General features: G+C 43.1%; 14 protein-coding genes and 1 tRNA gene. 10 read left to right on the forward strand and 5 right to left on the reverse strand.

What is annotated here, in order from left to right:
• Nucleotides 1–8 precede the first annotated feature (8 nt).
• Both H6550_09655 and surE read left to right on the forward strand, forming a co-directional pair.
• A complete protein-coding gene (locus H6550_09655; GenBank protein MCB9046393.1) occupies nucleotides 9–806 on the forward strand; it encodes an ABC transporter permease in 798 nt (265 codons plus the stop codon).
• Nucleotides 807–814: 8 nt separating this feature from the next.
• On the forward strand, nucleotides 815–1,594 hold the full coding sequence (gene surE / locus H6550_09660; protein ID MCB9046394.1) for a 5'/3'-nucleotidase SurE: 780 nt from the start codon (nucleotides 815–817) through the stop codon (nucleotides 1,592–1,594).
• A gap of 51 nt (nucleotides 1,595–1,645) precedes the next feature.
• Here the strand turns inward: surE and H6550_09665 are convergent, their stop codons facing one another.
• Complete coding sequence (locus H6550_09665; GenBank protein MCB9046395.1) at nucleotides 1,646–3,313, reverse strand: Omp28-related outer membrane protein; 1,668 nt, start codon at nucleotides 3,311–3,313, stop codon at nucleotides 1,646–1,648.
• A gap of 117 nt (nucleotides 3,314–3,430) precedes the next feature.
• Nucleotides 3,431–4,006 carry a YdeI/OmpD-associated family protein gene (locus tag H6550_09670; GenBank protein ID MCB9046396.1) on the reverse strand — a complete coding sequence of 192 codons (576 nt, stop codon included), beginning with the start codon at nucleotides 4,004–4,006 and terminating at the stop codon, nucleotides 3,431–3,433.
• Nucleotides 4,007–4,088: 82 nt separating this feature from the next.
• Between H6550_09670 and H6550_09675 the strand changes: the two genes are divergently transcribed.
• The 3 genes from H6550_09675 to H6550_09685 all read left to right on the forward strand — a co-directional run bounded on the left by H6550_09675 (nucleotide 4,089) and on the right by H6550_09685 (nucleotide 10,787).
• On the forward strand, nucleotides 4,089–6,695 hold the full coding sequence (locus H6550_09675; protein MCB9046397.1) for a T9SS type A sorting domain-containing protein: 2,607 nt from the start codon (nucleotides 4,089–4,091) through the stop codon (nucleotides 6,693–6,695).
• On the forward strand, nucleotides 6,661–8,712 hold the full coding sequence (locus tag H6550_09680) for a T9SS type A sorting domain-containing protein (GenBank protein MCB9046398.1): 2,052 nt from the start codon (nucleotides 6,661–6,663) through the stop codon (nucleotides 8,710–8,712). The genes H6550_09675 and H6550_09680 overlap by 35 nt, the downstream gene beginning before the upstream one ends.
• A 62-nt stretch (nucleotides 8,713–8,774) precedes the next feature.
• On the forward strand, nucleotides 8,775–10,787 hold the full coding sequence (locus H6550_09685) for a T9SS type A sorting domain-containing protein (GenBank protein MCB9046399.1): 2,013 nt from the start codon (nucleotides 8,775–8,777) through the stop codon (nucleotides 10,785–10,787).
• A gap of 270 nt (nucleotides 10,788–11,057) precedes the next feature.
• Here the strand turns inward: H6550_09685 and H6550_09690 are convergent, their stop codons facing one another.
• From H6550_09690 to H6550_09700, 3 genes are all read right to left on the reverse strand, one after another.
• A complete protein-coding gene (locus H6550_09690; GenBank protein ID MCB9046400.1) occupies nucleotides 11,058–11,801 on the reverse strand; it encodes a response regulator transcription factor in 744 nt (247 codons plus the stop codon).
• Nucleotides 11,782–13,668, reverse strand: coding sequence for a histidine kinase (locus H6550_09695; GenBank protein ID MCB9046401.1), 1,887 nt, complete (start codon nucleotides 13,666–13,668; stop codon nucleotides 11,782–11,784). Before H6550_09695 ends, H6550_09690 begins: the two co-directional genes overlap by 20 nt.
• Nucleotides 13,669–14,339: 671 nt before the next feature.
• A tRNA-Ser gene (locus H6550_09700) sits at nucleotides 14,340–14,427 on the reverse strand.
• Nucleotides 14,428–14,578: 151 nt separating this feature from the next.
• On the opposite strand from H6550_09700, the gene msrA reads away from it, so the two are divergent.
• The 5 genes from msrA (at nucleotide 14,579) to accC (ending at nucleotide 19,155) form a co-directional block, all read left to right on the forward strand.
• Nucleotides 14,579–15,250 (forward strand): peptide-methionine (S)-S-oxide reductase MsrA, encoded by a 672-nt coding sequence (gene msrA, locus H6550_09705; GenBank protein ID MCB9046402.1) that lies wholly within the window; start codon nucleotides 14,579–14,581, stop codon nucleotides 15,248–15,250.
• 114 nt (nucleotides 15,251–15,364) lie between these two features.
• Complete coding sequence (locus H6550_09710) at nucleotides 15,365–16,606, forward strand: imidazolonepropionase (protein ID MCB9046403.1); 1,242 nt, start codon at nucleotides 15,365–15,367, stop codon at nucleotides 16,604–16,606.
• A 48-nt stretch (nucleotides 16,607–16,654) separates the two neighbouring features.
• Nucleotides 16,655–17,221: an elongation factor P gene (gene efp, locus H6550_09715; protein MCB9046404.1), complete on the forward strand. Its 567-nt coding sequence runs from the start codon at nucleotides 16,655–16,657 to the stop codon at nucleotides 17,219–17,221.
• Nucleotides 17,222–17,246: 25 nt separating this feature from the next.
• Nucleotides 17,247–17,729, forward strand: a complete 483-nt coding sequence (gene accB / locus H6550_09720; protein ID MCB9046405.1) for an acetyl-CoA carboxylase biotin carboxyl carrier protein — start codon at nucleotides 17,247–17,249, stop codon at nucleotides 17,727–17,729.
• Nucleotides 17,730–17,817: 88 nt separating this feature from the next.
• Nucleotides 17,818–19,155, forward strand: a complete 1,338-nt coding sequence (accC, locus tag H6550_09725) for an acetyl-CoA carboxylase biotin carboxylase subunit (GenBank protein ID MCB9046406.1) — start codon at nucleotides 17,818–17,820, stop codon at nucleotides 19,153–19,155.
• Nucleotides 19,156–19,226: the final 71 nt, after the last annotated feature.

Genomic DNA, 19,226 nt, shown 5'->3' on the forward strand with positions numbered 1-19,226 from the left:
CACATCAGATGTTAAAACTATTTGCAATAGAATGGCTGAAAGTTAGAAAGTATCGCACTTTCTGGATCATGATCGGCATGTTTGTCTTATTACTACCACTTTGGAACTACGGCATCAACCAGGGAGTGCTGAAAATGGGTGGAAAAGGTAAAGACGGCATCAATCTGCTGGACCAGGCCTATAACTTCGGGCATGTATGGGAAAATATGGGCTGGTGGACCAGTGTATTTGTGATGTTCATCACCATACTCACCATTATTATCATTACCAACGAATATTCCTTTCGCACACAAAGACAGAATATTATTGACGGATGGACAAGAATGGACTCTTATCATGCCAAATGGCTGATGGTACTGATCTTTGCCATATTCACTACACTTTACACCTTTATTGTTGGTTTTGTATTCGGCATTTCGGGAGACAGTATGAGTAATTTTCCCGGAAACATTGAGAAGCTGTTTTATGTATTTGTGTTGTCATTGAACTACTATGGGTTTGGGCTATTGATAGCTTACTTGTTCAAGCGCAGCGGTATTGCTATTGGTATATTCTTCCTGTATAATATGATCATCGAAAAGCTGCTCCAGTCACTTATCAACTGGAAAATGGACTATAACGCCGGCGATCTGCTACCACTCCAGGCAAGCGATGAACTTCTACCCTTCCCACTAATGAGCGTAGCTAAACAGATGATGCAAATGAAAAATGAGATACCGCCAAGTGTTTACCTGTTAGCCTCGTTTGCCTGGATAGTTATCTATTACTTAATAGCCTGGTTTCGGTTACTGAGATCGGATTGGTAAATTTGTTCATGACTAAAGAGCAACCGGTAATATTAGTTACTAATGATGATGGCATTACCGCGCCAGGTATCAGGGCATTGGTAGAAGCAGTAAAAGATCTGGGTAAAATAGTGGTTGTAGCACCTGACAGTCCACAATCGGGTATGGGACATGCCGTAACTATTGGTGAACCTCTCCGCTTGCATAAGGCAGATGTTTTTGAAGACATTGAATCTTGGGAATGTAGTGGTACACCTGTTGATTGTGTAAAACTAGCGCGAGATATCATTCTGAAACAAAAGCCGGACATCTGTGTGAGCGGTATCAACCATGGGGCCAACCACTCTATTAATGTAATATATTCAGGCACTATGAGTGCCGCTATGGAAGCAGCAATTGAAGGTGTTCCTTCTATTGGATTTTCCCTTTTGGACTACAGGTACGAGGCCGATTTCAGTATAGCTAAAGAAGTAGCACGAACATTGGTAATGAAACTCCTTACCGACCCTGTGCCAGAACACACTTTGCTGAATGTTAACATTCCTAAAACAGGTACCGTACCTTATAAGGGTTTGAAGATATGCAGGCAGGCTTATGCTAAATGGCAGGAAGAGTTTGATAGGCGTACTGATCCACGTGGTAAAGATTACTATTGGATGACAGGAAAATTCATCAATATGGATAAAGGAGAAGACACTGATGTAGAAGCACTGGCTAACGGATACGCATCAGTTGTTCCGGTAAAGTTTGATCTGACTGACATGCAAATGAAAGACCAACTGGAAAACAGGTGGAAAGACATATTATAAAGAAAGCAGACAAAAGCCTGCTTTCTTTATTTAATCAATCAGGAAATATGATTATAATTTCTGGAACCTATTGATTGTTGTATTTCCTTCTGCATCTGTTGCTTTCAGTATATATGCTCCCCTGGCAAAAGACGACACATCTATTGTCATTACCTGGTTGCGGGTATCAACTGATGCTGAACTAAGAACTACCCTCCCGGTTACGTCCAATATGGTTATATTCTGTTCTCCATTCAATCCTTCTACATTGATCATATCATTTGCAGGATTGGGATATATTTTCAGGCTGTTACCGTTTACTGCAGCTATACCTGTATGCCATGCAACAGCCGCATTTGAAATAATAGTATTGTATGCGGTAGTCTTAGCGCTTGGGCTGCAACCTCCGGGTACCTGTATCTCAACACGATATGAATTAACACCACTTGGCGGATTCGCATCATTGTAACTTGTAGTAGAAGAAGTTACCTGTGCTACCTGTGTCCATGGGCCGTTGTTATTGCTACGCGAAATAGTGTAGGTTGTATATGGCCGGCCTACATAGGGCACCCATGATATATAGATAGTATTATTAGAAAGGGTATTGAAAGTAACATGTACGGTACTATGAGCATTGGCTGAGCTAAGCGGCATCTCCCTGTTACAGCTGTCTACTACTGTCAGCTTATAAGTGTAGCTCTGCGACTGGGGATTAGAACCTGCATCCAGGTAAGTACTGAAAACATTAGCCGCCTGGGTACCGATAAGCTGGTAGTTGCCGGGCGTGCTTGTCTCCCTATATATCTTATAAGATTTAGCATGCTGGATACCGGCTTTTTCCCATACTATCAGGTTTTTGCCACTTACTGTATCAGTTGTTACGACGCAAATCTGCACCTGTGGTTGGGCATAAGAACATGCAACAACACCCGAGTTTGTCTCAACAGCATTCTGTATTTCCCTGTCATTAATAGTAGTTCCGTATTTTGAAATAGTTGCAACCAACCTGATATGATTTATGTCATAACCGGAAGGAACTGTATATGTGTAACTATTGTTGGCTGTAGTATTGGTGGTCGGATTATTGAAAGCAGCAGTGCCATATACACCACCCAGCATATCCCGTACCACGTTCATGTGGTAGAAATTAGTTATCGGGTTGCCTTTGCCGAAAAAAGGGTGACCGGTTGTATTGTCTGAATAATTGGCCTGGTTATATTGTGAACCCGTACCTGTGACGCTGTCTTCAACAATATATACGTTTGTGTAATACAGGCCTGAAAGGCTGGTGAGTGCAGTACCTTGTACGTTGGCAGAGATGACCCTGGTCGATGGATTGTATGAATATATCAGTCGAACATCGAATGTTGGGCTGTTTTGCAATTCAGCAGCTACAGAAGACATCCAGATACCGCGTGAGGCAGAAATGCCAGACTGACCCGAATAGAGTTTTCTGTTGATGGCGCCGGTTGGATATCCCGTCACACTGAATGCAGCCTGGTAGGCAGTTGATTGTGTATTCACCATACCATCATTATTATGGTGCTGCAAACATATCGTACTCGGGTAAGAAGCTTTCACATTGTCCAGGAAAACGATGCCATCGGGAGCCCAGCCTGTCCATGCTCCGGTGGCTGATTCAAGTAAAACGTTTTTCTGTCCGTTGGTAGATACTGTATCCTGCGCAAATAACGTAGCAGAAGATAAAAGCAATAATGCTGAAAAATAAAGATGTCTCATAGGTATTGAAATTTTTATGATGTCGGAAAAGTGTTTATCTAAGTTAGAGAAAATACAAACACAAAAACCATACCTGTTTTAAAACATTTTATGCATTAACCGCTGATTAATAATACATCAGCGCCTTAAATGCTTTACTTTCAAGTGGGCTTCTGAATCAGTAATAAGTTCCTTAAGTCTTTTTAAGCGCGTGGTCTCCTGTTTGGCACTGATCACCCACCAGGTAGCAGGTAACCGGTAATGCGGAGCTGACCGTTCAAAAAATGCCCATGCCTTTCTATTCTTTTTGAATTCCTTCAGATATTCCGGCGGCAAAACGAGGTCTTCCTTTTTTTGTTCAAAGGAATATATAACAGAGCGATGATCTTCTTTACGTTCATATGCAGCTAAACCCATTGGATACATCAGTCCCTTAGCTTTTAGTTCCTCTACCTTTTTTACGTTCACAACGCTCCATATGCTCTTGGGCTTGCGTGGCGTGAAACGTATCATGTAACTTTCTTCGTCAATGCCGCGCCGCATACCATCTATCCAACCGAAACAAAGTGCCTCGTCAACAGATTCAGGCCAGGTTATACTGGGTTTGCCTGTCCCCTTCTTATAATACCCCACATGTAGCTCTGTTGCTGTTTCATGGTTCTTTACAAGCCATTTTCGCAGATCAGATGGTTTTTTAAAGAATTTTGGCTGCATTAATAGTAGATTTAATGTTAAATATACACCAACTCTTTTTGTCATAGTTGTGTCTATAGTTAATAAGCAAACTATTCCTATTATGAAAAGCCCCTTTAGCTACAGCATACTATTGCTGGTAATATTACTATTCTATGCACCGAAAACCCATGCGAACTCTGCTGGTGGTGAACTTATATATGTGCATATTTCAGATTCTACTTACCAGTTCTTCTTCAAATACTACAGGGATTGCAGCGGTAGCTCAGAACCTGACTCCTTGCCATTGTGTTTTTACAACTCATGCACCAATACTACATTTTCTGTAAACATGAACAAATGGATGGGTACCTTGCCACCTGGCTTAGGCCCTATCATTGCCCCGCCATGCACCTCAATAAAAACAAACTGCGATAGTATAGGTTCTCCGGTATCAGCATATCGTGTATGGTGGTACAGCGCGATAGCCACATTACCACTGCGATGTAACTCTTGGAGGATATTTACCTATGGTCCGGCACGAAATAATATTAACAACTTCCAGAATCCGACCACTTCTTCATTATATGTAGAGGTTACATTTGATAATACAATATCCCATGCAAACAGTTCTCCTTACTATGCTATTACACCCATGTATGCCGTACCACAAAACCAGAATTATTCATACAACAATGGAGCACTGGATGCTGACGGGGATTCTTTATGGACAGATGTTATACTGCCGAGAACAGGAGTAAGTACATGCAATGATACTGCTGTAAATATGGTATTCAGTACTGCTTCTCCGTCTTATACAACCGTAAACAATCCATTTCAGACGACTAATACATTTAACCTGAACGGTGCTAATGGTCTAATTTTTTTCACTTCTACTGCCATAGGAAAGAGTAATGTTGTATTCAGAACCCGTGAATTCAGGAATGGTGTTCAGATCGGTTCTGTTATGAGAGAGATGCAAGTGCAAACAGTATCCAATATCCCTGCACCACCAACCTATTCGACTGGTTCTTCTTGTAGCGTTTCAACATTTTATTATAAGGGCAACTATTATATTCCCGGTTGTGTCGGCTCCCAAATGTCATTTTGTTTCGATGTAATTTCAAATGATACTAATTCTCGTATTTTTTTATCCGATAACCTGATTTCTTCAATTCCCGGAGCATCATTGTACTATTCTAATCAAGGCACAGATTCTGTACATGCAGTATTTTCATGGGTACCCTCAATCTATGACATAGGACAACGGGCATCTCTTGTACTTATTACAGACTCGATCTGCAATGGCACAGGAGTAGTATTTCAGTATGCACGGCAATTGGATTATTATGTATGGGGACGCACAAAGGCTGGTAATGACACGACAATATGCCCGGGTAACCCTGCAACATTATCAGTATCCGGCGGCGATAATTATCATTGGACGGTGCTGTCCGGTAGCCAGAACAGTTTGTCCAACCCAAATGTTCCCTACCCAATAGCTACACCTACCACCACTACTACCTATGTAGTTACCTCGACTATCAATCCTTATTGCACTACACTTAATAAGGATACTGTAACCATAAACATGCGCCCACCATCACCCGGGGCTGCCGCCGTAACCAACACATTTAGTTGCGGTCTTACTAATCCGGGGCTAAATTATATATATAAATGTGTCGGAGATACTATTTCGTTCTGTATGAACTCCAGGTCTGCCAATACATCTGCATGGCTCTACCATTCAGACAACCTGCCCACATCTGCACCTAGCGCTACAATCAGCTATACCAACCAGGGTACAGATTCTGCCATTGCAACATTCTCATGGGTGCCAGGCATCAACGATGGGGGTTTACATACCATTCTTATCAATACAACCGACTCTGCTTGTGTGCCCAATAATACACAGCGAACTAAAGTACAACCTGTTTACCTCTACATCTGGCCACCAACGCAAACCATAGAAGATACCTTCATCTGCCCTGGACAGAGCATACAGTTGCCTGTATGGGGTGGCAACAGCTTTTCGTGGAACATACTACCCGGTGGCACACCGAACAGTTTGTCAAACGTCAACAGTTCTCAGCCAATAGCCACGCCAACCGTCACTACAACCTATGCAGTAATGTCGAACAGCACCACCTGCAACAACAATAACACAGATACTGTTACCATCATCATCCCTGCAAACATTTCTACCCCTGGCCCTGCTACTATAACAGTAATGCCGGACAGCACAATTACCCCTAATACATCTGTCACGTTTACTGCAACGTCTACGGGCTGTAACAACCCGCAATATACATGGGTTGTTGACGGCAATGTAGCCAATGTCCCTGATCAGAATACGTTTACTACCAGCAACATGACCCATGGTCAACAGGTATGGTGCTATATCAGTTGTAAAGACTCATGCGCTACACCATCATATACCAACAGCAACAGGATAACCATGAAAGTATATACGACTGATATCAGCGATGTGACTACAAACAACAACATTAACCTCTACCCCAACCCCAACAATGGAGACTTTAACATTAAGTCAGTCTATACAGTACACTCAGTTGTACTGGCAAATATTTACGGGCAGGTCCTTTATACCAAAAGGGAAATTGAAGAAAAAGAATTCAGCATACATACCGCGTGCAAAACACCGGGAATCTATATCTTAAAAATGGAAACAGACAATGGCATTCAAACTACACGATTTACCATCAAATGATAGCAAAATGAAGAAAACGACACTATCCTCGCTGATATTATTATTCGTTGCACTGACAGGTATATGCACCAGTGCATCGGCCAATGTTGGCGCAGCGGCAGGCGACCTTACCTATGAGCATGTTTCCGATTCGACATACCGGGTTATTCTGCGGCTATTTACAGACTGTTCCTATAGTGCACCTCCCAATAGCGTTACTTTGTGCACTTACAATACATGCACCAATGCTACATTTGCCTTAACCATGAATAAATACGGCAATTCAACAAAAGTAGGCCCGGGATGTCCACAATATAAAACTACCTGCGATAGTCCGGCTTCGGCGCTACCCGGGTATATGGAAACATATTATGCAACAGTTGTTACTCTGCCACTTCGTTGTGCCAGCTGGAAATTCTCTGCTCGTGTTGACTATCGCAATAACATAACTAACCTTATGAATCCCACTGCCGGCAATATCTACTTCGAAACTTTTTTTGACAATACTGTATCTCTTAACAACTCATCTCCTGTGTTTATCACCCCGGCATTGGTATATACTGGTTTGAACCAGTCTTACACCTACAACATAGGTGCCGTTGACCCTGATGGTGATTCACTAAGAATACAACTGCTACAACCGTTGACGGGATCTGCCAACTGTGCTAACGCGCCTGTGAAAGCTGCATACGCAGTGGCTACACCGCCGTATACTATAACCAACAACCCTATACAAACTAATAACACATTCGCCCTGAACAGCAGCAACGGCCAATATGCATTTACCCCGACTACACAGGGTTTCAGTAATATGGCTGTGCGTGTGAGTGAATATCGCAATGGTTCACTGATAGGCTCCGTTATGCGTGAATTGCAGGTGACAACACTTCCAATATCTGGCAACCCGGTGCATGGATACAATGTATATTTCGGTTGTGGACAAACAGGCACTAACCTTACTAAGGTAGATGCTTGCCCCGGGCAAAACCTATCGTTTTGTTTCGACCTGAAAGGAAGCGGCGGTGTATTCAAGTTGCTCGATGACATCTCTATTTCAATACCGGGAGCCACCCTTACCTACACCAACCAGGGTACTGACTCTGTGCATGCTGTGTTCAACTGGACACCCGGCATCAACGACGTAGGGTATCATGAAATAAAGTTTCTTGTTAGCGACTCTTCATGCGCACCTCCGGGCATTGTCTGGCGTTCACTATACAGGTTGGGTATAAACGTTTGGGGTAAAACAAAGACAATCAACGATACTATTATGTGCCCCAACGGATCGATACAACTCAGTGCAAGTGGTGGTAATACATATACCTGGTCAATTTTGCCGGGTGGTTCCACGGGCAGCCTGTCTAATCCTAACATCCCTAACCCGGTTGCTACCCCATCCGTCACCACAACCTATGTGGTTACCTCTACCGGCAACTCAATATGCCCTAACCTGAACAAAGACACAGTAACTATTACTGTACTGCCTCCCTCTTCAGTATCATACGCCAGTGTAAAAATATTTGTTGCACCGGATAGTAACATCAACGCAGGAGATACAGTCACATTTAATGCTGCACAGACAAATTGCTCAAATCCGTTCTACCAATGGATGCTGAATGGCAATGCTATTTCCGGAGCTACCCAAACTATCTACAAAACATCAATGCTTACAGACCAGGACCGTATATGGTGTGTACTTACCTGCAAAGACACCTGTCCCAGCCCGCAGGATACATTCAGTAATGTAATAACCATGCACGTTGGTGGCAATGTTCAGGATTTTGGTACCATGAAGAATATACATTTGTACCCCAACCCTAATAATGGCATATTTACCATAGTGTTGAACGACGACAGGAAAAAGGCAGGCCAATCAAAGATAGAGATACGGAATGTATATGGCCAGTTGGTATTCAGCAAAATAACTGCGGAAAACAGGGAACAATTAAAACTGGACAGCCTGCCCGCAGGATTATATATCCTCACGGTGCGAGCAGAAAATGACCTAGGCACTGCCAGCTTTATGATACATAAATAGATACTACAGACAGGAATGGTTTAGTGTGCACTAAACCATTCCTCATCATAATATCAGCTAACATGAATAGAATTAACCTTACATTATCTTTCTTAGCAATTACACTGGCATCATTATTACCTTGCAAAAAGTCAGTAGCTTCAGGAATAGAAGGTGGAAATATCACATACATCAACATTAGTGACTCTACCTACCAGGTATTCTTTTACATGACAATGGAATGTGCAGGCGTAGGTGAGCCTAACGCCGTAACCATGTGTTTTAACAACACCTGTACCAACCAGACTTATACTTTATCGCTGGTTAAGTGGACCGGCAACCCGCCGTCCGGAGCAGAAATACCCACCTCTTGCACCGGCACGCCTACTAAATGTACCAACTCTTCCTCCATACTGCCCGGCTGGAGACAACACATATATTCCGCGATCACCACACTCCCGGCCAGTTGCAGCAACTGGAAGTTCTCTGTTGCATTAAGCAGCCGCAATGCTAATGGTAATATTACCGGTGGCGATTTTTATACTGAAGCAACCATCAATACACAGGTTTCATTTGCCAACAGTTCTCCGGTATTTAGCGTAAAGCCGTTTTACTATACCTGCCAGAATGCAATGACATATATTAATAACGGAGCTATTGACGCAGACGGAGATTCACTGACAACTTCCGTTATCATGCCACTCGCGGCAACAGCCTGTTCTACTGCTGCAACCAATGTAACATTTAAAACATTGTCCCCTTCGCTTTCTGTCCCTTTCAATCCCCTGCCAACCAACAACACATTTATTCTCGATCCATCTTCAGGTACAACCGGATTTGTACCTACTGCACAGGGACGCTTTAGCCTGGCATTCCGTATCAATGAATACCGCAACGGCATTTTTATAGGAAGTGTAATGCGTGATATAGAGGTAGCAACCATAAGCTGCAGCACAGCTACGTCCAGCCCGACTTTTACGCCGGTGCTGAGTAGTATAACGGGCGCAGTGTGGAATAATGGGGTACTATATGGTTGTGTAGGCCAGCCGTTGCAAATGTGTTTTGACATTAAATCAAGCAACCCTTCTGCCTTATTGCAAGTGTCGCAGGATTTTTCATATGCATTTCCCGGAGCCACTATCTCATATTCCCCGGTGGGGGATTCCGTAAGAGGATGCCTGACATGGACTCCTACAGTTGCTGGGGGAGGAAAACGTTACATGCACCTTATTATCAAAGATCTGGAGTGTACCCCATTATCTGTTATGCGGCATCACAACAGGTCGTTTGCTGTAAGTATCTTCCCCCAGGTAAAAACGATCATAGACACCAAAATATGCCCTAATGAATCTGTCGTATTACAAACAACAGGCGGTAGCGGTGCTTACTCCTGGAGCATATTGCCGGGTGGCACAACTGCCAGCCTGAGTTGCACTAATTGTCCGGCTCCTGTAGCCTCCCCTTCCATTAAAACTACCTATGTAGTAAGCTCTGGCAATACTGTTTGCCCGGGTAACAGCAACTATGCTGATACGGTTACCGTAGATATACATACTGCACCTGTTACTACTCCTGCGATTACAATAAGCGTTTTACCTGCTACCACCATTAAGCAAGACTCCCAGGCTACCTTTACCGCTACAGTAGCTGGCTGCTCAAAACCACAATACCAATGGCAAAAGAACGGCAGCAATATACCTGGAGCATTCAACAATGTATGGAAAACAACGACCCTGAAAGATGGTGACATTATCACATGTAAACTAGTATGTGCAGATACATGCCCGCAACCAAGGGATACAGTCAGTACACCAATAACCATGACTGTCTTGTCATTTGTCACTGAGGCCCAAAGTGATAACAAAATTCACATTTACCCTAACCCAAACAATGGAATATTTACCATTTTATTGAATGAACAGTACCCGGATGAAACAGATATATTTGTAGAAAATATGTTCGGACAGGAAATAGTCAAAACTCAGATTTCCGGCAATACAGGACAGGTAACAATGCCAGGGGCAGTACCCGGCGTTTATTTACTAAGAGTAACCCGGAAAAACGTTGTCTACACGAAAAGGTTTATTGTACAATAAAAGCCCCGAAAACGAGGCTTTCTGTCCTGGAGGATAAGGGTATTTTTCATGAAGGGTAATACTTATGAGCTGCTTCTATGTCTGCGAAATTGATTGAAGTGTAATTGCTGATATATCAACAGTATTGCCTTATATACAACAACTAGTTATTGTTCATTAAAAATACTATACAGCATCCCGGGAAACTGAATAAACTATCTGCCGCCAGTACAAAATGGGTAACTGCCGGACTATTTTGGATAACTGCAATGTCTGCCTATGAGGTTTGTGCTAAAGGTTATTTATTAATTGCAGGATATGCTCGCGCTTGCGTTGAGATACCGGAACCTGAGTGCCATTGTCTAACACCAAAGTGCCGCCGTCAGCCTTTTCCATCCTCACAATCTTATTCAGGTTCACGAGGTGAGCGTGATGAGTTCTCACAAAATGGAATGGCGCTAACAGATCTTCATACTCCTTCAGCCCCTTAGAAATAAGTATCTCCCGTTTTTCAGTCAGGTTAAAATGAGTGTAAGAACCTTCAGCCCTGCAATGAATTATTTCCGAGACCTTGACAATATATATCGCATCACTATTACGCAGCACGATCTTTTTATCACTATTATAAAGCAATGCCTCCTGTAGCACTTTCACCTGGTTAATTGTGTCCCGTTGTTCTATATTCAACTTTGCTTTTGCAACAGCTGCAATAAGCTCTTCCGGGTCTACAGGTTTCAATAAAAAATCTATCGCACTGAATTTAAATGCATCAACTGCGTATTTGTTATAGGCAGTTACAAACACAAGTTGAAAAGTAACGGTTCCCAGCCTTGTCAATAGTTCCAGTCCGGTACCGTCATCCATTTCTACATCAAGAAATACTATGTCCGGCTTTATTTCATTTATTGCCGACAAACCCGAATTCACACCTTCAGCTTCATGAATATGCGTTATCTCCTCAGTACAAAATAAACTGAGCTGTTCTACCAGTGCAGTACGCACCTGCTCGCTATTATCAATGATCAGCGCCTTCATTTATGTGTATTAAAGGTAATTGCACCACCACAACTGTTCCCCGGGCCTCCTCTGCATTACCTACTTTATAAAATGCTTTTGATTTGTACTGCCGGTTTAGCAAAAATAACCTGTCTTTAATGATCTGTGTAGCCCTCGAAGGATATTTATTATCGTTGTTAGTATTGGCAAACCCCTTGCCATTGTCACTTACTATCACCTCTACTCCATAATCATTCATCCTGAATACAACAGAAATGGCACCCTTGTAGTCAATGTCTGCAAAACCGTGTTCTATCGAGTTTTCAATAAAAGGCTGGAGGATCATGCTGGGTATAGCTATGTCAGCAGTATCCATATCCTCATCAATGGTTATTTCATAATCAAATCTGTTTCTATATAGTAGCATTTGCGTGTCCAGATATTGCTTTAAGAAATCCACTTCATCCTCAACACATACCAGCTCTTTGTAGGTGCTCTCAAGGGTTATCCTCATTATTTTTGCCTGTTTAGACAAGTATGAAGCAACAGAAGCTATATCTTTTTCCCGCAGCGCATGTCCCTGAATGGCGGTCAAAGAATTGAAAAACAAATGTGGGTTAAGTCTTGCCCTGTTCAGTCTTTGTTCTACCTCAAGATACTCATTCTTCTTTTTCAGGATCTGTTGCCTGTAGTACATAAAAAAGGCAATTATTATCAATATGGATGAAAGGATCCCGCCAGTCAGGTACTTTATCTTTAGATTACTGATCTCCTTTTCCTGGCTTAACTCACGGATGGTGCGTTCGTTCTGTGCGCGGTTATATTTCTCCTCCAGTTCATTTACAGCTTTTGTTTTTTCAACCGACTCAACACTGTCCTTTATATCAAAATATTCCTCTATTGCGTTTAGCGCCAGCTTATAATCTTTCGATCTGTTTCCGCACTGATATAACAGGGCATAAGCATTCATCACTCCACCATATGAACCTATTTTTTGAGCATAGTACAGACAAGAATCAGCATATTTTTTCGTCTCAGAATATGCTTCAAGCTCCATATACACATGTGCTATGTCGCCACTGATCGTATATAATATATCATCATCCACTCCAGGTTGGCATATACGTTTGGCACTGTCCAAGTATATAAGTGCCTTCTTATAATTCTTCTTATAGAATTCGATGGCCTGCATTTTATTGTAAGTACGCACCAGTACATAGCGGTCATTCAATCGCAGGGCAGTAGCGTGCGCCGTTGCAGTAAAGTATTTGCAAGTATCAAAGTATCGCTCATGTTTCGTATCCTGGTATATGTGCAGGTACCTGGATGATAATTTGTTGTATAGATCCGCTTTCTCAGCAGAATAATTCATATTCTCAACAATAGGCTGCAGCATCCGGCAATACAATAGCGCTTTATCCGTCTGTTGTAGTTTATTGAACAGGAGCGATAAAAACGAGTATGAGTCAATGAGGTGTGCAGTATCCCTGTACCTTTCAGATAATGATAGTGCAAGCAACATGTCGGACAATGCCTTATCGAGCTTCGATTGCCTGTAATAACACTCAGCATTGTCTATCATGTTACCAACAATACGCCCGGAATCACAGTAAGAAAGGATCATTTCGCGCTCTCGCTGATAATATGCCAGTGCGGTGTCATAAGACCGTTGTTCAAAGGCAACCCTGCCCCTGTAACCATAATACCTGGAAATGCATATGACATCCGATCTTTTGTGCAGTGTCTCAATGATATGCAACACTGAATCATACTGTTCATGATCCAACAGGTTCGCTACCGCAGCACTATCAGCAAAACTGCAGCGGCAATCACCTTGCCGGGCATGAACCTTTGGGGCCAACAAGGCTAGCAATACAATAAAGGCTACAAATTTATTCAGGTGCATCCTTAACAATGATATTAGAAAATTACGCTTTTAAGACCTTATAAACCGGTACAAAGCATTAGAAATCAATTTAAACTCATAAGTGACGGCAAATCATTCATATCCGGCTATGAAATATCCATATCTGCAGCGATGGGATATAGCAAAAACAGGTACCGTAGGCAGAGCTTTTAAACTTCTGACGGATAGAGCTATAATCCCATTTGTCATTTAACCACAAGTTAATAATAAACAAACATAAGATACTGACATACAGATATTTAATGGAGAAACTGTTAATTAATGTTAAGTAAAACAGTAAACGTGCGGCACTTAACAAATAATAAAAAATCCCGCTTTGGGTGCGGGATAATGTAACATATAGCTTATGATAAAATTGGCGCCAGGCAGGCCGGCCGGGACGGTGAATTCCGTTATTCATATGGCATAAAAGGATTAACAAGCTGAAATAAACCGCCAACATTTATAACATCAAATATACAACTAAAATAACTAATTGCCAATTTTATTTTAATAATAATACTAAACTACAGGTACAGTGACAGCACTTATCACAATAACATATAATTTAACTGTATCTCCTGAATGCCGGTTGCAAACCGGATGACTTAACAGGAAAAGCTTTTGAAAAAGCTGCACAAATTGCATAAAAAAAGCTCCCAAAGGGAGCCTGGCGGAGAGAGAGGGATTCGAACCCCCGGACCTTTAACAGTCAACGGTTTTCAAGACCGCCGCATTCGACCACTCTGCCATCTCTCCGGGCGCAAAATTATATAAGCCGGTGGATTTTCAAAAAACTATTTTACGATTGGGTTATATTTTTTATAACACTATGTTAAATGGCTACCTCTAACTGTAAGCCACACAACCATTACGCGTCTTAAAACGTATATCAATTAAATTTGTAATTATGCTGAAGATCACAAAAATACTGGCCGGGGCTGTACTTTTAACCACACAGCTTACAGCTTGTGCACAAAACGGTAAATACACAGAATCAAAAACATTTAAAGACATGAACGAAACAACACCTGCATCTAAGAACGATAAACTGGAAGTAGCCACATTTGCAGCAGGGTGCTTTTGGTGTGTTGAGGCGCAGTATCAGCAACTGGATGGTGTGGAAAAAGTAGAATCAGGATATATCGGTGGCCATGTGGCCAACCCCACCTACAAACAGGTATGCACCGGCAATACAGGCCATGCAGAAGCTTGTAATATCTATTACGACCCTTCTAAAATATCTTACGATGAACTGCTGGCCGCATTTTGGGTAGCGCACGACCCTACCACCCTCAATCGCCAGGGCAATGATGTGGGTACGCAATACCGTTCTGCTATCTTCTACCATAACAAAGAGCAGAAAGAAAAAGCGGAGGAATACAAACGCAGGCTGAACGAAGAGGGCGCATTCAGGGGGCCGATAGTTACGGAGATATCTCCATATACCACGTTTTATAAAGCTGAGGACTACCATCAAAACTACTACAATGAGAATCCCAACCAGGGTTACTGCCAGTTTGTGGTAAAGCCCAAAATGGACAAATTCAAAAAGGTATTTGCCGATAAGCTGAAAAAATAATCTGAAACAGCATTTACTGACGGGATATATGTATTCGTAAAGAATATATATCCCGTTTTTTTGTTTGAAGTCTTCAGCGTTTCGCGCTACTTTTGAAAGCCTAAATCAGTTCCTATGCATTTATTGCTCACAAATATCAAACAGCTTTGTAATGTAGAACAAGGCAACGACAGGAAACCCTTTGTTGCGGGTGCAGATATGAAGAAAATGGACTGCCTTGAGAACGCCTGGCTTCTCCTGGAGGATGGTGTGATAAGCGATTTTGGTGATATGGAACACATCCATACCATACAGGCCGATAATGTACACGACGTAAACGGCGGACTGGTTTTACCTGCATGGGTCGATTCTCACACCCACCTGGTATTCGCCGCATCTCGCGAAGAAGAGTTTGTAGATCGCATCAACGGGCTAAGTTACGAGGAGATAGCCCGTCGAGGGGGTGGTATACTGAACTCTGCCGGCAAAATGGCGGGCATAGACGAGGTAAGACTGTTTGACGAAAGCCTGGAACGACTGCACAGGGTCATAGCACAGGGAACGGGTGCCATAGAGATAAAAAGTGGCTACGGATTGAGCCTGGAAGCTGAACTGAAAATGCTCCGTGTCATCAGGCGATTGAAAGAAGAAGAACTGATTCCCGTCAAAGCTACCTTTTTGGCAGCGCATGCATATCCTTCTGATTTTAAAGAAGATCATGAAGGTTACCTGAACCTTATTATCAATAAAATGCTACCAGTAATAGCCGACGAAGGACTGGCCGACTACATGGATGTATTCTGCGAGAAGGGGTTTTTCAGTGTGGATGAAACGGAGCGCCTGCTTGAAGCCGGATGGAAATATGGCCTCAAACCCAAGATACATGCCAACCAACTGCATCACTCCGGCGGTGTTCAGGTAGGGGTGAAGCATAAGGCCATCAGTGTAGACCACCTTGAGGCAGTGGGCGAAGAGGAGATAAATGCATTGAAGTCAGGAAGTACCATACCTACCCTCTTACCGGGTGCTGCATTCTTCCTGGGCATTGGCTACCAGCCTGCACGTAAGATCATTGATGCCGGCCTGCCGGTGTGCCTGGCTACCGACTACAATCCCGGCTCTTGTCCTTCGGGTAATATCCCATTGCTACTCACATTGGCCTGCACACAACTCAAAATGACACCTGAGGAGGCCATAAATGCAGTTACCATCAATGGAGCTGCCGCACTGGAGATGGCTGACCAAATGGGTAGCATAGCTGTGGGTAAAAAAGCTAACCTTATTATAACAAAGGAAATGCCCTCATTTTCATACATTCCGTATGATTTTGGCAATAATCCGGTTGAAAAAATGATATTATCAGGGCATATTGTATAGTTTTTTGGCTTTTTCAGGTTACTTTTGCTTCCCGCGTAAAAATTAAATATGGCAACAACAGCAGATATTCGCAACGGCATCATCCTGAAGTTAGATGGTAGCCTGTACTCAGTAGTAGAATTCGGCCAGAACAAAACAGCCCGTGCGGCTGCCAAAGTCTGGGCAAAACTTAAAGGTGTAGATAACACACGGTCTATTGAACACACCTGGAACTCAGGAGATACCATTTTCCCGGTTCGTATCGAAAAGCGTACGTTCCAGTTCCTGTACAAAGATGACATGGGCTACAACTTCATGGACAATGAGACCTTTGAACAGATAACGATGCCTGAATCGGCTATAGACAATCCTGCATTGTACAAAGACGGACAGGAGTGCTATATCAACGTAAATACCGAAACAGAACAACCTATGAATGTGGAACTGCCCGCAAACATAGTAATGGAGGTTACCTATACAGAGCCGGGCCTTAAAGGCGATACCGCAACACGTACCTTAAAGCAGGCTACTGTTGAAACAGGAGCTACCGTTAACGTTCCTCTTTTTGTGAACGAAGGCGAAAAAATAAGAATTGATACAAAAACAGGCGCCTATATGGAGCGTGTAAAAGAATAAATTACCCATCAATAAAATTTAAACTATGGATTTAAAGCAGATTCAGGAGCTGATAAAAGCTGTCAACAAATCTGAACTCAGTGAATTGAGTATAAAGGATGGTGATTTTGAAATTACTATCAAACAAGAGCAAAAGGGTGAACAACAGGTAGTGACAGTTCAGGCACCACAACCGGTTGCTCAGCAACTGGTAGCACCTGCTCCTCAGGCAGTACCGGCTGCAGAAGCACCTGCTGCAACTCCCGCTCCTGCTCCGGCAGCTGACAACACGATCACTATCAAGTCTCCGATGATCGGAACTTTCTATCGTAGTGGTAAACCCGGCGAGCCTCCGTTTGTAAGTGTTGGAGACAGCATTGCTGCTGGTGACCATATATGCATCATCGAGGCAATGAAACTGTTCAACGAGATAGAATCAGAGGTGAACGGTAAGATCGTAAAAGTGCTCGTGGATGATGCATCTCCGGTAGAATTCGATCAGCCCCTTTTCCTGGTTGAACCTGCGTAATACTATTTTTTATAATGGCTCAATTGCTCAATTTGTTGATAAAACAATGAGTAACTGAGCCATTGAGACATTAAGCAATTAACAACATATGTTTAAGAAGATATTGATAGCAAACAGGGGTGAAATAGCTTTGCGTGTGATACGCACCTGCCGCGAAATGGGTATCAGCACGGTAGCGGTCTACTCTACTGCCGATGCTGACAGCCTGCACGTACGTTTTGCCGACGAGGCAGTATGTATCGGTAAGCCACAGAGCTCCGACTCTTACCTAAATATTCCACGTATCATGGCAGCGGCTGAGATAACCAATGCCGATGCTATACATCCGGGCTATGGTTTTCTTGCCGAGAATGCTGAATTTGCAGACATCTGTGCCGGTTACAACATCAAATTCATAGGGCCTAATTCTGAAATGATGCGCTTGATGGGTGACAAGATCACCGCCAAAGATACCATGATAAAGGCCGGTGTACCGGTTATCCCGGGCTCTGAAGGACTGTTAAGCGGCCCTGCAGAAGCTAAAAAACTTGCAGCAGACATGGGCTATCCTGTACTGTTGAAAGCAACAGCAGGTGGTGGCGGTAAGGGTATGCGCCTGGTGTGGAAAGAAGAAGAGATAGAAAAAGCATTTGAAAGTGCCCGTAGCGAAGCTGCAGCTGCATTTGGCAACGATGGCATCTATATGGAAAAATTTGTTGAAGAACCACGCCATATAGAGATACAGATTGCCGGCGATCAGTTTGGCAATGTCTGCCACCTCAGCGAGCGCGACTGCTCTATTCAGCGTCGTCACCAGAAATTGGTAGAAGAGTCCCCTTCTCCTTTTATGACACCTGAACTGCGCGAAGCGATGGGTGAGGCTGCTATCAAAGCGGCCAAAGCCATCAACTACGAGAGCGTGGGCACTATTGAGTTCCTGGTAGACAAACACAGAAATTTCTACTTTATGGAGATGAACACCCGTATACAGGTAGAACACTGTGTTACGGAAGAGGTGATCAACTTCGACCTGATAAAAGAGCAGATCAAAATAGCTGCCGGTATTGAGATCAGCGGTAAGAACTACCTGCCTGAGATGCACGCTATCGAATGCCGTATCAATGCAGAAGACCCTTACAACGATTTCAGGCCCAGCCCCGGCAAAATAACGGTATTGCACACCCCAGGTGGACATGGTGTACGCGTAGACTCACATATATACGCAGGCTATACCATACCTCCCTACTACGACTCAATGATAGGCAAGCTGATAGCCGTAGCGCAAACACGCGAAGAAGCTATCAACACAATGGAGCGCGCACTGAGCGAGTATGTGATAGAAGGTGTTAAGACCACTATCCCGTTCCACCTGCAATTAATGAAAGACGAAAAGTTCCGCAGCGGCGATTTCAACACCAAGTTCATTGAAAGCTTCGTACTGGAATAGTACTTCATAACACGACAGTGAAAGGCGTTGAGTGTGCTCAACGCCTTTTTTCCTTAACTTTTTGCCTGAGT

It is taken from the genome of Chitinophagales bacterium, assembly GCA_020636495.1.
In the GTDB taxonomy this organism is placed as follows: domain Bacteria; phylum Bacteroidota; class Bacteroidia; order Chitinophagales; family Chitinophagaceae; genus UBA5543.

Excerpts from the sequence above, each read along its gene's own strand:
- H6550_09710 (MCB9046403.1), top strand. The coding sequence starts at position 15,365 with ATGCATTTATTGCTCACAAATATCAAACAGCTTTGTAATGTAGAACAA.
- H6550_09690 (MCB9046400.1), bottom strand. The coding sequence starts at position 11,801 with ATGAAGGCGCTGATCATTGATAATAGCGAGCAGGTGCGTACTGCACTG.
- efp (MCB9046404.1), top strand. The coding sequence starts at position 16,655 with ATGGCAACAACAGCAGATATTCGCAACGGCATCATCCTGAAGTTAGAT.
- H6550_09685 (MCB9046399.1), top strand. The coding sequence starts at position 8,775 with ATGAATAGAATTAACCTTACATTATCTTTCTTAGCAATTACACTGGCA.
- H6550_09675 (MCB9046397.1), top strand. The coding sequence starts at position 4,089 with ATGAAAAGCCCCTTTAGCTACAGCATACTATTGCTGGTAATATTACTA.
- accC (MCB9046406.1), top strand. The coding sequence starts at position 17,818 with ATGTTTAAGAAGATATTGATAGCAAACAGGGGTGAAATAGCTTTGCGT.
- H6550_09680 (MCB9046398.1), top strand. The coding sequence starts at position 6,661 with ATGGCATTCAAACTACACGATTTACCATCAAATGATAGCAAAATGAAG.
- surE (MCB9046394.1), top strand. The coding sequence starts at position 815 with ATGACTAAAGAGCAACCGGTAATATTAGTTACTAATGATGATGGCATT.
- H6550_09695 (MCB9046401.1), bottom strand. The coding sequence starts at position 13,668 with ATGCACCTGAATAAATTTGTAGCCTTTATTGTATTGCTAGCCTTGTTG.
- H6550_09670 (MCB9046396.1), bottom strand. The coding sequence starts at position 4,006 with ATGCAGCCAAAATTCTTTAAAAAACCATCTGATCTGCGAAAATGGCTT.
- H6550_09655 (MCB9046393.1), top strand. The coding sequence starts at position 9 with ATGTTAAAACTATTTGCAATAGAATGGCTGAAAGTTAGAAAGTATCGC.
- msrA (MCB9046402.1), top strand. The coding sequence starts at position 14,579 with ATGCTGAAGATCACAAAAATACTGGCCGGGGCTGTACTTTTAACCACA.
- H6550_09665 (MCB9046395.1), bottom strand. The coding sequence starts at position 3,313 with ATGAGACATCTTTATTTTTCAGCATTATTGCTTTTATCTTCTGCTACG.
- accB (MCB9046405.1), top strand. The coding sequence starts at position 17,247 with ATGGATTTAAAGCAGATTCAGGAGCTGATAAAAGCTGTCAACAAATCT.